The 14,226-nt window shown below is 71.0% G+C and carries 12 protein-coding genes; 11 read left to right on the top strand and 1 reads right to left on the bottom strand.

From position 1 onward, the window contains the following. Positions 1–83 precede the first annotated feature (83 nt). Positions 84–1,895: a bifunctional metallophosphatase/5'-nucleotidase gene (locus ACIRJR_RS32000; RefSeq protein WP_403787128.1), complete on the bottom strand. Its 1,812-nt coding sequence runs from the start codon at positions 1,893–1,895 to the stop codon at positions 84–86. Between the two features lie 348 nt (positions 1,896–2,243). Here ACIRJR_RS32000 and ACIRJR_RS31995 point away from each other — a divergent pair, with 348 nt between their 5' ends. The 11 genes from ACIRJR_RS31995 (at position 2,244) to pstA (ending at position 14,222) form a co-directional block, all read left to right on the top strand. Then, complete coding sequence (locus ACIRJR_RS31995) at positions 2,244–2,984, top strand: hypothetical protein (protein WP_403787126.1); 741 nt, start codon at positions 2,244–2,246, stop codon at positions 2,982–2,984. A 273-nt stretch (positions 2,985–3,257) separates the two neighbouring features. Next, positions 3,258–4,181 carry a mycothiol synthase gene (gene mshD, locus ACIRJR_RS31990; protein WP_403787124.1) on the top strand — a complete coding sequence of 308 codons (924 nt, stop codon included), beginning with the start codon at positions 3,258–3,260 and terminating at the stop codon, positions 4,179–4,181. A gap of 93 nt (positions 4,182–4,274) precedes the next feature. Further along, positions 4,275–4,685 (top strand): GntR family transcriptional regulator, encoded by a 411-nt coding sequence (locus ACIRJR_RS31985; protein WP_403787122.1) that lies wholly within the window; start codon positions 4,275–4,277, stop codon positions 4,683–4,685. Further along, on the top strand, positions 4,682–5,578 hold the full coding sequence (locus ACIRJR_RS31980; RefSeq protein ID WP_403787120.1) for an ABC transporter ATP-binding protein: 897 nt from the start codon (positions 4,682–4,684) through the stop codon (positions 5,576–5,578). Before ACIRJR_RS31985 ends, ACIRJR_RS31980 begins: the two co-directional genes overlap by 4 nt. Then, the gene (locus ACIRJR_RS31975) at positions 5,575–6,561 is read left to right on the top strand and encodes a hypothetical protein (RefSeq protein ID WP_403787118.1); all 987 of its coding nucleotides are present in this window, start codon (positions 5,575–5,577) and stop codon (positions 6,559–6,561) included. Before ACIRJR_RS31980 ends, ACIRJR_RS31975 begins: the two co-directional genes overlap by 4 nt. A 280-nt stretch (positions 6,562–6,841) precedes the next feature. Beyond that, positions 6,842–9,088, top strand: a complete 2,247-nt coding sequence (locus tag ACIRJR_RS31970) for an RNA degradosome polyphosphate kinase (protein ID WP_403787116.1) — start codon at positions 6,842–6,844, stop codon at positions 9,086–9,088. Next, positions 9,075–10,067 (top strand): CHAD domain-containing protein, encoded by a 993-nt coding sequence (locus ACIRJR_RS31965; protein WP_403787114.1) that lies wholly within the window; start codon positions 9,075–9,077, stop codon positions 10,065–10,067. Before ACIRJR_RS31970 ends, ACIRJR_RS31965 begins: the two co-directional genes overlap by 14 nt. Further along, the gene (locus tag ACIRJR_RS31960) at positions 10,064–10,465 is read left to right on the top strand and encodes an NUDIX hydrolase (protein WP_403787112.1); all 402 of its coding nucleotides are present in this window, start codon (positions 10,064–10,066) and stop codon (positions 10,463–10,465) included. Before ACIRJR_RS31965 ends, ACIRJR_RS31960 begins: the two co-directional genes overlap by 4 nt. Before the next feature lie 413 nt (positions 10,466–10,878). Then, on the top strand, positions 10,879–12,012 hold the full coding sequence (pstS, locus tag ACIRJR_RS31955) for a phosphate ABC transporter substrate-binding protein PstS (protein ID WP_403787110.1): 1,134 nt from the start codon (positions 10,879–10,881) through the stop codon (positions 12,010–12,012). Between the two features lie 135 nt (positions 12,013–12,147). After that, complete coding sequence (gene pstC, locus ACIRJR_RS31950; protein ID WP_403787108.1) at positions 12,148–13,140, top strand: phosphate ABC transporter permease subunit PstC; 993 nt, start codon at positions 12,148–12,150, stop codon at positions 13,138–13,140. After that, complete coding sequence (gene pstA, locus ACIRJR_RS31945; RefSeq protein WP_403787106.1) at positions 13,137–14,222, top strand: phosphate ABC transporter permease PstA; 1,086 nt, start codon at positions 13,137–13,139, stop codon at positions 14,220–14,222. The genes pstC and pstA overlap by 4 nt, the downstream gene beginning before the upstream one ends. The last annotated feature ends 4 nt before the right edge of the window (positions 14,223–14,226 follow it).

The raw sequence follows: 14,226 nt of genomic DNA, 5'->3' as shown, positions 1-14,226 counted from the left end.
GCCCGCCACTTCCAAGTGGCGGGCCGTCGGCGTTCCGTGTCCTGTCCAGGCGGAGGCGCGGCGCGCCCCCGCCCGTCCCGCGACTACTGCACGATCGTGATCCGGTCCGTGGCCGGCGGGGCCAGCGGGGCGGAGGCCGTGGAGTGGGCCGCCAGGTAGGCGTTGAACAGGTCCAGGTCGGATGCGCCGACCAGCTTGTTCGTGCCCTGGCCGAGGGCCGCGAAGCCGTCGCCGCCACCCGCGAGGAACTCGTTCATCGCGACGCGGTAGCTCTTCGACGGGTCGATCGCCTCCCCGTTCAGCAGGATCGAGGAGGTGACCACGCGGTCGGCACCCGCCTTGGTCATGTCCAGCGTGTAGGTGAGGCCCTTCGAGACCTGGAGGATCTTCGGGGAGGCCGCGTTGGAGCCGCTGACCTGCTGCTGGAGCGCGGCGACCAGCTGGGCGCCGGTCAGGTCGACGACGTTCATCATGTTGGTGAACGGCTGGACCGTGAACGCCTCGCCGTAGGTCACCACCCCGTCGCCCTCACTGCCGGACGCGGTGTACACCAGGTCGGAGCGGATACCGCCGGGGTTCATGAACGCGACGACCGCGCCCCCCTTGTCCGCGGGGGCAAGGCCCTCCAGCTGGGCGTCGGCGATCAGGTTGCCGAGGGGCTTCTCGGGGGCCGTGGAGCCGCGGCCGTTGATGTCGGCGGAGATGAAGCCCTGCGGCCGGCCGGCGATGGGCGCGGCGAGCGTGTTCCAGCGGGCGATCAGCGCCGTCATGTCGGTGGCCTTGGCCTGGTCACGGCTGACGACGTGGTTCGCCGACTCCACCGACGTACGGACGATGTCCTTGGTGCGGCGGTCGTAGGTGAGGGTCGTGTCCGTGTAGAGCTTGCCGAACGACGACGCCGAGGTGACCATGCGCGGCTTGCCCGACGGGTCCGGGACCGTGCAGACGTACGCCTGGTGGGTGTGGCCCGTGACCAGCGCGTCGACCTTCGGCGTGATGCCCTTGGCGATGTCGGTGATCGGCCCCGAGATGCCGTCACCGGCACCCGGGCTGTCGCAGTCGTAGTTGTACGAGGAGGAGGCCGGGGCTCCGCCCTCGTGGATCAGCGCGACGATGGACTTGACGCCTTGGCGGTCCAGTTCCTTGGCGTACTTGTTGACCGTCTCGATCTCGTCGTGGAACTTCAGGCCCTTGACGCCGTTGGCCGTGACGATGTTCGGCGTGCCCTCCAGGGTCACCCCGATGAAGCCGATCTTGACCCCGTTCTTCTTCCAGACCGTGTACGGCTTGAGGACCGGCTTGCCGGTCTTCTCCTTCGTCACGTTGGCCGCGAGGTAGGGGAAGTCCGCGCCCTTGAACTTCTTGCCCTTCTCGTAGCAGCCCTCGACCGGGTGGCAGCCGCCGTTCTGCAGACGGGCGAGCTCCGTGGCCCCCTCGTCGAACTCGTGGTTGCCCACGGCCGTCACGTCGAGGTCGAGGCCGTTGAGCGCCTCGATGGTGGGCTCGTCGTGGAAGAGCCCCGACAGCAGCGGGCTCGCGCCCACCATGTCGCCGCCGGCCGCGGTGACGGAGTACGGGTGCCCCTCGCGCGCGGTGCGCAGCGAGGTGGCGAGGTACTCGACGCCACCGGCCGGGACCGACTTCACCGTGCCGTCGGCCTGCGTCTCACTGACCGTCCCCGCGGAACCGGCCGGCGGCTCCAGGTTGCCGTGCAGATCGTTGAAGGAGAGCAGCTGCACGTCGACGGTGCGGGACGAGTGGCCGTGACCGTGGCCGTGTCCCCGGTCATGGGCGTCGGCCGGCATCGCTGCGACGAGCGCGCCTGCGGTGGCCAGCCCGGCCGCGGCGGCGAGCACCCGCCGGGACGCGCGGTTCTTCTGCGGAGTCGCTGACATCGGTCCCCTTGTGAGTGTCTGGATCCTGCGTGCGGCAGCCTAGAGTCAACGCGCGTAGCGCGACAGGGTTCCGTGGTTACGAGCTGGTTGCTTCCAGGTCCGAAGCACCGCACAGGCAGCAAAGCTCATGTACCGCACACATCGGGCAACTGACGCCATGTCACTGTCACGGTTAGACGACGGGAGCGCCACAGGATCATCAGCGCTACGCGCGGAGCACGCCCACTCAGCCGCCGAATCGCTCCCCGGGCACCCGGCTTTGTCATGTGATGTCTTCATCAAACGTGCCCTTTCGCCGGTCGTGGACGCCCGGATGGGATGTCAGGGCCACGCCTTACTCTCCGCCTCATGAGAAATTCAAAGCTTCTGGTCGCCCTGCTCGCCGCCGGTCTGCTCACCGCCGGCTGCGGCTCCGACGACGCGGACACCGGCACCACCCCCGGTTCCGCCTCCACGTCCGACGCGGCCACCGGCGGCGACTCCGGCTCCGGCGGCAAGGCGGCCGGAAAGGACCTGCCGGTCGCGATCGACGGTCCGCAGAAGGACGTACTGAAGTCGGGGGACAAGGGGCTGGAGATCACCCCCGAACCCGCGCGCGGAGCGTCGTTCGCCGAGCAGGTGAAGCACCGGCTGCGCGAGGACGTCGTCCGCTCCACCAAGGTGCCGGGCAAGACCGAGGCGGACTGCCCGGACGGCGTGACCCAGAAGGCCTCGGCGGTCAGCACGTGCACCGTGACCTACGAGGGGGCCGAGATCCCCTACGAGGTCACGATCAGCGACTCCTACCGCGAGGGCAGCTTCATCACCTCGTACACCGCCAAGCCCCAGAAGGGCCTGCTGGTCGCGAAGGCCGTGTACAACACCTTCGACGAGCAGTACGGCGCCGACTCCGGGCGGAGCGACGCGAGCAAGCTGTCCTGCGACGAGATCCCCGCCGCGAAGGCCTTCGACTGGGACTCCGACAGCGGCTACACCTGCCAGTACTGGAGCGAGTACGGCGGCGAGGACGGCGACGGCGGCTACAAGACCCTGCGGATCACCATCGGCCCCTCGGGCTACAACGCGCCCGGCTTCGAGGAAGTCGAGTAGCGCGCCCGGCCCGCCCGGCGGCCGTTCCCGCGCACGCGCGGACGGCACCCCGCCCGGTGAGGTGCCCCCGCTGACCGCACAGGCGCCCCACCCGGCGACGTGTCCCCCCGCCGACCACGCAAGGCCGCCCCGTCCGGCAAGGTGCCCCCGCTGACCGCACAGGGGTACCACCGTCCGCACAGCGGGGCGCCGTCGCGAACCGCGGGGCGCGCCCCGTCCGCCCGCTGGGGTGTTCCCGCGAGCGCCGGGCCCGGCCGCCGTACGCTCGTACCCATGACGACTGACGCACCCCTCCCCTCCCCCGGGCGCGAGATCGAGACCCTCGACGCGCTCACCCCCGAGCAGGCCGAAGCGGTCCTCGCCCTCCTCGGCGAGGCCGCCGGGACCGATGGCCGGCAGGCCGTCTCCGAGCAGGGGCGGCTGCAGCTGAGGGGCGGTCACCGCGAGGGCGTACGGCATTTCCTGCTCACCGTCGACGGCGTGCTGGCCGGCTACGCGCAGCTGGAGGACGCCGACCCCGTCGAGGCCCCCGCCGCCGAGCTGGTCGTGGCCCCCGCCCACCGGGGCCGCGGGCACGGCCGGGCCCTCGGCGCCGCGCTCCTCGCCGCGACGGGCAAGCGGCTGCGGGTCTGGGCCCACGGCGGCAAGTCGGCCGCCCGGCACCTCGCACAGGTCCTCGGCCTCTCGCTCTTCCGCGAACTGCGGCAGCTCCGGCGGGGCTTGGACTCACTCGACATCCCCGAGCCGTCCCTCCCGCCGGGCGTCACCGTCCGCACCTTCGTACCCGGCCAGGACGACACGGCCTGGCTCACCGTCAACAGCGCCGCGTTCGCCCACCACCCCGAGCAGGGCTCCCTCACCCAGCGGGACCTGGACGACCGCAAGGCGGAGTCCTGGTTCGACCCGAAGGGCTTCTTCCTGGCCGAGCGCGACGGCGAGATCATCGGCTTCCACTGGACCAAGGTGCACGCCGAGGAGGAGCTCGGCGAGGTCTACGTCGTCGGCATCCTGCCCGACGCCCAGGGCGGCGGCCTCGGCAAGGCCCTCACCGCGATCGGGCTGCGCCATCTCGCCTCCCTGGGACTCCCCACCGCGATGCTCTACGTCGACGCCGACAACCCCGCGGCCCTGTCGGTGTACGAGCGGATGGGCTTCGCCACCCACGAGATCGACCTGATGTACCGCACGGAGTCCTGAGCAGCACGCAACACCCCCAGGGGCGGCGTCACTTGACGCCGCCCCTCCCTTACGACACCCTTTCACTACTCAATTAGTGAAAGGGTGGTGCACATGGCAGAGTCCGCAGCGGTCGAATTCCGCATCGACCGGCGCAGCGGCGTCGCCACCTACCTCCAGATCGTGCAGCAGACCAAGCAGGCGCTCCGCCTGGGTGTGCTCGAGCCGGGCGACCGGCTGCCCACGGCCCGCGAGGTCGTCGAGGCCACGGCCATCAATCCCAACACCGTGCTCAAGGCCTACCGCGAACTGGAGCGCGAAGGCCTCGTCGAGGCCCGCCGCGGCCTCGGCACCTTCGTCCGCCGCACCCTCGGCAGCGCGGCGGTCACCACCGACCCGCCACTGCGCGCCGAGCTCGGCGAGTGGACCCGCAGGGCCCGCGCCGCCGGACTGGACAAGGAAGACGTGAGCGCGCTCTTCACCGATGTACTGGACAGCACGTTCAAGGGGGACCAGCACTCATGACAGGCGCCGCCATCGAGGCGAACGGCCTCGGTATGACCTACGGGCGAAAGCGCGGGTGGGCGCTGCGCGACTGCTCGTTCCGGCTGCCCGCCGGACGGATATGCGCCCTCGTCGGGCCCAACGGGGCCGGCAAGTCCACCCTGCTGTCCCTCGCGGCCGGACTGGCCCGGCCGGCCGAGGGCTCGGTGCGGGTGCTGGACACCACGCCCGCCGAGGCCCGTCCGCGCCTCGCGTACGTGTCACAGGACAAGCCCCTGTACCCGCAGCTCACGGTGGCCGACACCCTGTGGGCGGGGGCGCAGCTCAACCCCGCCGGCTGGGACCGCGTGGCCGCCGACCGGATCGCCTCCCCGCTCCCCCAGGACGCGAAGGTGCGCACCCTGTCAGGCGGCCAGCGCACCCGGCTCGCCCTGGCACTCGCCCTCGGCAAGCGGCCCGAACTCATGCTGCTGGACGAGCCGATGGCCGACCTCGACCCGCTCGCCCGGCACCAGCTGATGGGCATCCTGATGGCAGCGGCCGCAGAACACGGGACCACCATCGTGATGTCCTCGCACATCCTCACCGAGCTGGAGGGAGCCTGCGACTACCTCCTGCTCGTCGACGGCGGCCGGGTACGGCTCGCCGGCGAGAGCGACGACATCGTCGCCGCCCACGCCGTACTCACCGGCCAGGTCCGCGACCTCGCCCCGCACACGGTCGTCGAGTCCCGCACGACGGGCCGTCAGCTGACCGCACTGGTAAGGAAGGAGGGCCCTGTGGACCAGGCCGCCTGGGATGTCACGGACCCCTCCCTGGAGGAGCTGCTCCTGGCCCATCTGCGCTCTCCGGACGCACCGCCGCTGCTCACGCCGAGCGCCTCGTACGCCCGCGAGGAGGTGGCGGCGGTATGAGCACACTCACGCCCGTACGCCCCTCGCTGCGCGGGCCCGCCCGGGTCGTGGTGCGGCAGCACCGGTGGACGCTGTGGATCGTCGGCGGGATCGCCCTGGCCGCGGTCATCGGCATGATCGCGCTGGCGCTGCGGTCGTCGCACGTCGCCGAGGTCTTCGCGGCGACCGACTGCCGGGTGGACGGCGGCGCGGGCCGCGCATGCGATCAGACGACTCGCAACTACCTGGACAGCATGCTCACGTACCACAGGATGTTCGACTACGTGGCCACGGGCCTGATCGTCCTGCCCGTCGTCTTCAGCGCCTTCGTCGCCGGCCCGTTGATCGCCAGGGAGCTGGAGAGCGGCACCTTCAGAATGGCCTGGACGCAGTCGGTGTCGCCCACACGCTGGCTGGTCGCCAAGCTCGCCGTTCCCACAGCGCTGCTGCTGGCCGTCACAGCCGTGGTGACAGCCGTGCTCGCCCGGACCCGGTCCTACGGGGACACGCCCTATCCCGTCCAGTGGCACGACGCCCACACCTTCAGCGGTTCGGGGGTCCTCCCCCTCGCCCACGTCGTGTTCGGAACGGCCGTCGGAGCGCTCACGGCCCTGCTGATACGCCGCGTCATCCCCGCACTGACCGTCTCGGCGTTCGTCACCGGCGCGGCCGTCGCGTTCTTCACCTACTGGCGCGCCGAGCTCTGGCCCACGCGCACGCTCACCAGCAAGACGCTGGACGTCCAGACGAACATCTGGTGGGTGGAGACCGGCGACCTCACCAGCACCGGCGAACGGCTGACGGGGACGGCATGCATGCAGTCCGCCTCCATCGGTGACCGGCTCCAGTGCATGGCGAACCACGACATCACCGCCCACTACCTCGACTACCACCCCGCCTCCCATTTCTGGCCCGTCCAGCTCGTCGAGACCGGCATCCTGCTCGCCCTCGCGGCCCTGGCCGTCGCGCTCGCCTTCCGCGTGCTGCGCCGCCTCCACGGCTGACCCGGCGCCCCTGTCCGGGCCCCGGGGGGAGTCCGGGCAGGGGGTTCACCTACGGTGAGGACAGGTGACGACGGGACGGCACCGCAGCCACACCGCTTCCTGTACGTCATGTCACCGTTACCGGCCATTCAGACGGCCTTGCGACCCTCGCGGGATGCAGCCAGCTGTGCCCACCCCCCGCCACGGGAGCGGCCCCGGTCCGGGGACCACTCCCGCTTCTTCCGCGATCTTTCTGGGCTCCGACGCGCCTGAGGAGCCGAACGCGCGGAAGAATAGGTCCATGAGCCAGCAGCCCAGCTCCGAGGTCCCGGTCCAGCCCACCCAGCCGTCGGTCGGCTCCCTCGCCGCCCACCGGCCGCACGCCGTCGCGGGCGCGATGCCCGCGGGCCTGTCCACCGCCGCCGATCTGGACCCCGATCTGGACAACGACCCGGACGCGTACGAGCCCGAGACGGACGGCGACGAGCTGCCCCAGGGCCGGTTCCTCGACCGGGAGCGCAGTTGGCTCGCCTTCAACGAACGCGTACTGGAACTCGCCGAGGATCCGGCCACGCCCCTACTCGAACGGGCTAACTTCCTCGCCATCTTCGCCTCCAACCTGGACGAGTTCTTCATGGTCCGGGTCGCCGGTCTCAAGCGCCGCATCGCGACCGGTGTCGCCACCCGGTCCGCGTCCGGACTGCAGCCCCGCGAAGTGCTCGACCTGATCTGGACCCGCTCCCGCGAGCTCATGGCGCGGCACGCCGCCTGCTACCAGCAGGACATCGCGCCCGCCCTCTCCGACGAGGGCATCCAGCTGGTCCGCTGGCCCGAGCTGACCGAGAAGGAACAGGCCCGCCTGTTCACCTTCTTCCGGCAGCGGGTCTTCCCCGTGCTGACCCCGCTCGCCGTCGACCCCGCGCACCCGTTCCCGTACATCTCCGGGCTGTCGCTGAACCTCGCGGTCGTCGTGCGCAACCCCGTCAGCGGCCACCGCCACTTCGCCCGCGTCAAGGTGCCGCCGCTGCTCACCCGCTTCCTGGAGGCGTCCCCGCAGCGCTACGTCCCGATAGAGGACATCATCGCGGCCCACCTCGAAGAGCTCTTCCCGGGCATGGAGGTCCTCGCCCACCACATGTTCCGGGTCACCAGGAACGAGGACCTCGAGGTCGAGGAGGACGACGCCGAGAATCTCCTCCAGGCCCTGGAGAAGGAGCTCATGCGGCGCCGCTTCGGCCCGCCGGTCCGCCTGGAGGTCGAGGAGTCCATCGACCCGTACGTCCTGGACCTGCTCGTACGCGAGCTGAAGATCTCCGAGACCGAGCTCTACCCGCTGCCGGGTCCGCTCGACCTCACCGGGCTGTTCGGCATCGCGTCGCTGGACCGGCCCGAGCTGAAGTACAAGAAGTTCGTCGCCGGCACCCACCGCGACCTCGCCGAGGTCGAGTCTGCCTCCGCGCCCGACATATTCGCCGCCCTGCGCGAGCGCGACGTGCTGCTCCACCACCCGTACGACTCCTTCTCCACCTCCGTCCAGGCCTTCCTGGAGCAGGCGGCGGGCGACCCGGACGTCCTCGCGATCAAGCAGACCCTCTACCGGACCTCCGGGGACTCGCCGATAGTCGACGCCCTCATCGACGCCGCCGAGTCCGGCAAGCAGGTCCTCGTCCTCGTCGAGATCAAGGCGCGCTTCGACGAGCAGGCCAACATCAAGTGGGCCCGCAAGCTGGAGGAGTCCGGCTGCCACGTCGTCTACGGCCTCGTCGGCCTCAAGACGCACTGCAAGCTGTCGCTGGTGGTCCGGCAGGAGGGCGACACCCTGCGCCGCTACTCCCACGTCGGCACCGGCAACTACCACCCGAAGACGGCCCGGCTCTACGAGGACCTCGGCCTGCTGACCGCCGACCCGCAGGTCGGGGCCGACCTCTCCGACCTCTTCAACCGGCTCTCCGGCTACTCCCGCCGCGAGACCTACCGCAGGCTGCTGGTCGCTCCGAAGTCCCTGCGCGACGGTCTGATCGCGCGGATCGACAAGGAGACCGCCCACCACCGCGCGGGCCGTCCCGCCTACGTACGCATCAAGGTCAACTCGATGGTCGACGAAGCGGTCATCGACGCCTGCTACCGGGCCGGACAGGCCGGTGTGCCCGTCGACATCTGGGTACGCGGGATCTGCGCGATCCGCCCCGGCGTCAGCGGCCTCTCCGAGAACATCCGGGTCCGCTCGATACTGGGCCGCTTCCTCGAACACTCCCGGCTCTTCGCCTTCGGCAACGGCGGTGAGCCCGAAGTGTGGTTCGGCAGCGCCGACATGATGCACCGCAACCTCGACCGCCGGATCGAAGCACTGGTCCGCGTCACCGACCCCGCGCATCGCGCCGCCCTCAGCAGGCTCCTGGAAACAGGCATGTCCGACACCACCTCCTCCTGGCACCTGGGCCCCGACGGAAACTGGACCCGGCACTCCACGGACGCGGACGGGCAGCCGCTGCGGCACGTACAAGAGATGCTCATTGACGCCCGGAGGCGCCGGCGTGCGACGCCCTGACCACCAGACGACGGCCCTCACCACGGAAGCGGCACTCGCGCCCTACCTGCGCGACCAGGCAGCGGCCTTCCTGCGAGGACTGCGGATGCACCGCGAGCACAGTGCCCCCTCGGACACCGGCACACAGAGCGCCGACGAGGCCGCCCGCGCGCTCCGCCACGCGGCGCGCCGCATCAGCGGCACGCTGCACACCTTCCGGGGAGCGCTCGAACCGGCCTGGGCCGACCAGCTCCGTACGGAACTGGCCTGGCTCTCCGGCACCCTGGCCCGCGAGCACGCGTACGCGACCCGGCTCGGCCGGCTCCTGGAGGCACTGCACCAGCTCTCCGGTGCCTCGCTGCCGGCGGCCCGGCCCGCCCCCGGGAGCACCCAGGCCGAGAGCGACAAGGAGCGGGCGGCGCTCGGCGTCGGCGCCGCCAGGGCCGGAGCGCTCCTGGAGCGGCGGCTGACCCTCGCCCGGACCCGCGCCCACTCGGCGGCCCTCCAGGCGATGGGCTCCTCCCGCTTCCACGCCGTCGCCGACGCCGTGGCGCTGCTCGCCTCCGACGTGCCCCTGGCACCCGCGGCCGCCGAGCCCGCGGAAAGGATCCTGTACGCCCCGGCCGAGCTGGCCGAGCAGCGCCTGCTGGACGCGGTGTCCGCGCTCCCGCCCGACGAGGCGGCGGAGCCGTACAACGAGGCCCACGACGCCCTCTGGCACCAGACCCGCCTGCTGCTCCGGCTGCACCGGTACGCCCGCGAGATGCTGCACGGCTCCCCCGATCCGGTCCTGGCCGGCACGGTGCACGCACTCGACCTGCACCGGGACGCGGCGGAGGCCGCCGCCGCAGCGGCTGCCGCGGCCCGCACCCCGCGCATCGCTCCGGCGACGGCGTACGCCCTGGGGGTGCTCCACGCCGACCAGCGGCACGAGGTCGAGGCGGCGCGCGGTGTGTTCCGGGAGACCTGGCCGTACGCGGGGGCAGTGACCGCACCATGAGCGACCTCGTACTGGCGGCCGGCTGCGTGCTGTGGCGCAGGGCCCAGGAGGGCGGCGGCCCGGAGATCTGCCTGGTCCACCGGCCCCGTTACGACGACTGGTCCTTCCCCAAGGGCAAGCTCAAACGCGGCGAGACGGCGCTGGAGGCGGCTCTGCGCGAGGTCCTGGAGGAGACGGGCCACCACTGCGTGCCGGGCGCCGCGCTGCCGACCGCCCTGTACATGGCGAACGGGCGGCCCAAAGAGGTCAGCTACTGGGCCGCGGAGGCGACCGGCGGCTCCTTCCGGCCCAACGACGAGGTCGACCGGCTGGCCTGGCTCTCCCCGGAGGCGGCCCGGGCGCGCCTGAGCCGCCCGGGCGACCGGATCCAGCTGGACGCGTTCCTGCGTACGGGCTGACCTCGCGCCCACCCGCTCACCCGTCGTCCCCACCGCCGGGCACGGCCGCCGGTCGCGGGGCGCCACCCGCGGCTTACCCGCGGCGGCCCTCCCCGCCCCCGTGACGGCCCTCCCGGCCGCCTGGGCGGCCCCGCCCACCCGTGGGGACCCTCCGCGATCACCGTGGCGGCCCTCCCCGGCCCGTCCCGTGCCCCGAGGACAGCCGGGTCTCACCCACGCCGGCCGCCGAGCACGCGGAACCAGCCCGCCCGGCACGGTTCACCTGCCGTTCACTCTCCCCCGTAGGCCGCTTCACCTGTTCTGCCTAATTTCGGACGTACCAGGTGCACGGCACCACGCCACCGCACCATCGCCCATCGCACGCCGCCTCGTCCCCACCAGCCGCGGCGGCTCCTGGAAGGAACACCCCGAAAGTGAAGCTTCAGCGCAAGAACCGGCTTCGTGCCACCGCGCTCGGTGCCCTCGCCGTCTCCAGCGCCCTGGTCCTCACGGCGTGCGGTTCGGACGACAACACCGGCACCGACGCGGGCGGCGACAAGACGACCGCCGCGGCGTCGGACATCAAGTGCGACGACGCCGAGGGCCAGCTGCGCGCTTCCGGGTCCAGCGCCCAGAAGAACGCGATGGACCTCTGGGTCAAGAACTACATGGCCGCCTGTTCCGGCGTGGAGATCAACTACAGCTCCTCCTCCTCCGGTGAGGGCATCGTCGCCTTCAACCAGGGCACCGTCGGCTTCGCCGGCTCGGACTCCGCCCTGAAGCCCGAAGAGGTCGCCGAGTCGAAGAAGATCTGCAAGACCGGCCAGGGCATCAACCTCCCCATGGTCGGCGGCCCGATCGCGATCGGCTTCCACCTGGAGGGCGTCGACAAGCTCACGCTGGACGCCTCCACGCTCGCCAAGATCTTCGACACCAAGATCAAGAAGTGGAACGACCCGGCGATCGCCAAGCTCAACGACGGCGTGAAGCTGCCGGACAAGGCGATCCAGCCCTTCCACCGCTCCGAGGACTCCGGCACCACGCAGAACCTCGGCAAGTACCTGAACGCCGCGGCCCCGAGCGACTGGAAGTACGAGGCCGAGAAGAAGTGGCCGGCCCCCGGTGGCCAGGCCGCCTCCGGCTCCTCCGGCGTCGCCTCCCAGGTGAAGGCCGTCGACGGCTCCATCGGCTACTTCGAGCTCTCCTACGCCGCCTCGCAGGACATCACCACCGTCGACATCAACACCGGTGGCGCCACCCCGGTCGAGGCCACCTCGGAGAACGCCTCCAAGGCCATCGCCGCCGCCAAGGTCAAGGGCACCGGCAAGGACCTGGCGCTCGACCTCGACTACACCACCAAGGCCGAGGGCGCCTACCCGATCGTCCTGGTGACCTACGAGGTCGTCTGCGACACCGGCAACAAGGCCGACACCCTCGGCACCGTCAAGTCCTTCCTGACCTACACCTCCTCGGCGGACGGCCAGAAGGTCCTGACCGACGCCGGCTACGCCCCGATCCCCGAGGCGATCAACGCCAAGGTCCGCGAGACCGTCGCCGGCCTGAAGTAATCCACCACCGCACGACCCGTACGCACAGGCGGGCCGGTCCGGCGCACCCCTCCGGACCGGCCCCCACCGCCCCACCCCATCCGGTGCACCGCCGCCAGGGGAGCAAGCCGCTCCCCCACACAGACCGGAAAGACCATGGCTTCCACCACACCGCTCGAAACCCCACCGGCTCCGCCGGTCACGCGCGGCCGCCCCAAGTCCCCCGGGCGCGCCGGCGACAAGATCTTCCTGACCCTCTCCCGGGGATCCGGCATCCTGCTGCTCGTGCTCATGGCGTCCATCGCCGTGTTCCTCAGCTACCGCGCCGTCATCGCCATCTCGAAGGACGAGGGCAACTTCCTCACCACCTTCGACTGGAACCCGGCCGGTGACCCGCCGGTCTTCGGCATCGCGGTCCTCCTCTTCGGCACGGTCGTCAGCTCGATCATCGCGATGGTCATCGCGGTCCCGGTCGCTGTCGGCATCGCCCTCTTCATCTCGCACTACGCGCCGCGCAAGCTGGCCGCCCCCATCGCCTACGTGGTCGACCTGCTCGCGGCAGTGCCCAGCATCGTCTACGGCATCTGGGGCGCCCTCGTCCTCGTCCCGTACCTCGAGGGCCTGAACCTCTGGCTCGACCAGTTCTTCGGCTGGACGTACATCTTCGAGAAGACCGAGATAGGCGTCGCCCGCTCGCTCTTCACCGTCGGCGTCCTCCTCGCGATCATGATCCTTCCGATCGTGACCAGCGTCAGCCGTGAGGTCTTCCTCCAGGTCCCCAAGATGAACGAGGAAGCCGCGCTCGCCCTCGGAGCGACCCGCTGGGAGGTCATCCGCCTCTCGGTGCTGCCCTTCGGCCGCTCCGGAATCATCTCGGCGTCGATGCTGGGCCTCGGCCGGGCGCTCGGCGAGACGATGGCCGTCGCCACGGTCCTCTCGCCGAGCTTCCTCATCTCGCTGCACGTGCTCAATCCGGGCGGCGGAACCTTCGCCCAGAACATCGCGGCCAAGTTCGGCGAGGCCGACGAATTCGGGCGCGACGCCCTGATCGCCTCGGGCCTCGTCCTCTTCGTCCTCACCCTGCTGGTCAACGGCGCGGCCCGGCTCATCATCGCCCGCCGCAAGGAGTACTCGGGGGCCAACGCATGAGCCACGCCACCACCGACGTCCAGGACAAGCGTCCCCGGACCTCGCCGGAGCCCTCCGGGACCGGCCTCAGCAGCCGCAGCCTCCCGCGCTGGGCCCCGCTCGGCTTCGCCGCGGTGTCGATCGCCCTCGGCGTCGGGATCTCGCTGGCCGCCGGCTGGCAGAGCCGCGTCCAGTGGGGCCTGATCTCCGCCCTGCTCTTCCTGGCCCTCTCGTACGCCGCGACGACCGTGGTCGAGAACCAGCGCCAGGCCAAGGACCGCCTCGCCACCAGCGTCGTCTGGGTGTGCTTCCTCGTCGCCGTCGTCCCGCTCGCCTCGCTCCTGTGGACCACGGTCAGCCGCGGCTCCGAGCGCCTCGACGGCTACTTCCTCACCCACTCGATGGCCGGGGTCCTCGGCTCGGAGGACAGCGGCGGCGTCTACCACGCGCTGATCGGCACCCTGGAGCAGGTCGGGATCGCCACCGTGATCTCCGCCCCGCTCGGACTGCTGACCGCGGTCTACCTGGTCGAGTACGGCAAGGGCGCGCTCGCCAAGGCCGTCACCTTCTTCGTCGACGTGATGACCGGTATCCCGTCCATCGTCGCCGGCCTCTTCATCCTGTCGATCATGCTGATCGCCAACCTCGAACCCTCCGGCCTGATGGGTGCCCTGGCCCTGACGATCCTGATGATCCCGGTCGTGGTCCGCTCCACCGAGGAGATGCTCAAGCTCGTCCCCAACGAGCTCCGCGAGGCCTCCCTCGCGCTCGGCATCCCCAAGTGGCGCACCATCCTGAAGGTGGTCCTGCCCACCGCGATCGGCGGCATCACCACCGGCGTCATGCTCGCCATCGCCCGTATCGCGGGCGAGACGGCCCCGATCATCCTGCTGGTCTTCGGCAGTCAGCTGATCAACACGAACCCCTTCGAAGGCGCCCAGTCGTCACTGCCGTTCTACATCTACGAGCAGTACAAGATCGGCGAGGCCGCGTCCTACGACCGCGCCTGGGCCGCTGCCCTGGTCCTGATCGCCTTCGTCATGATCCTCAATCTGGTGGCCCGCGGCATCGCCCGCTGGAAGGCCCCGAAGTCCGGCCGCTGAGGCC

This window comes from Streptomyces sp. NPDC102402 (assembly GCF_044765765.1).
In the GTDB taxonomy this organism is placed as follows: domain Bacteria; phylum Actinomycetota; class Actinomycetes; order Streptomycetales; family Streptomycetaceae; genus Streptomyces.
The sequence above is the reverse complement of the archived record's forward strand: the minus strand, read 5'-3'. Positions and strand labels throughout refer to the sequence as shown.

Coding starts and splice junctions, on each gene's coding strand:
- ACIRJR_RS32000 (WP_403787128.1), bottom strand. CDS start 1,895: ATGTCAGCGACTCCGCAGAAGAACCGCGCGTCCCGGCGGGTGCTCGCC.
- ACIRJR_RS31995 (WP_403787126.1), top strand. CDS start 2,244: ATGAGAAATTCAAAGCTTCTGGTCGCCCTGCTCGCCGCCGGTCTGCTC.
- mshD (WP_403787124.1), top strand. CDS start 3,258: ATGACGACTGACGCACCCCTCCCCTCCCCCGGGCGCGAGATCGAGACC.
- ACIRJR_RS31985 (WP_403787122.1), top strand. CDS start 4,275: ATGGCAGAGTCCGCAGCGGTCGAATTCCGCATCGACCGGCGCAGCGGC.
- ACIRJR_RS31980 (WP_403787120.1), top strand. CDS start 4,682: ATGACAGGCGCCGCCATCGAGGCGAACGGCCTCGGTATGACCTACGGG.
- ACIRJR_RS31975 (WP_403787118.1), top strand. CDS start 5,575: ATGAGCACACTCACGCCCGTACGCCCCTCGCTGCGCGGGCCCGCCCGG.
- ACIRJR_RS31970 (WP_403787116.1), top strand. CDS start 6,842: ATGAGCCAGCAGCCCAGCTCCGAGGTCCCGGTCCAGCCCACCCAGCCG.
- ACIRJR_RS31960 (WP_403787112.1), top strand. CDS start 10,064: ATGAGCGACCTCGTACTGGCGGCCGGCTGCGTGCTGTGGCGCAGGGCC.
- pstC (WP_403787108.1), top strand. CDS start 12,148: ATGGCTTCCACCACACCGCTCGAAACCCCACCGGCTCCGCCGGTCACG.
- pstA (WP_403787106.1), top strand. CDS start 13,137: ATGAGCCACGCCACCACCGACGTCCAGGACAAGCGTCCCCGGACCTCG.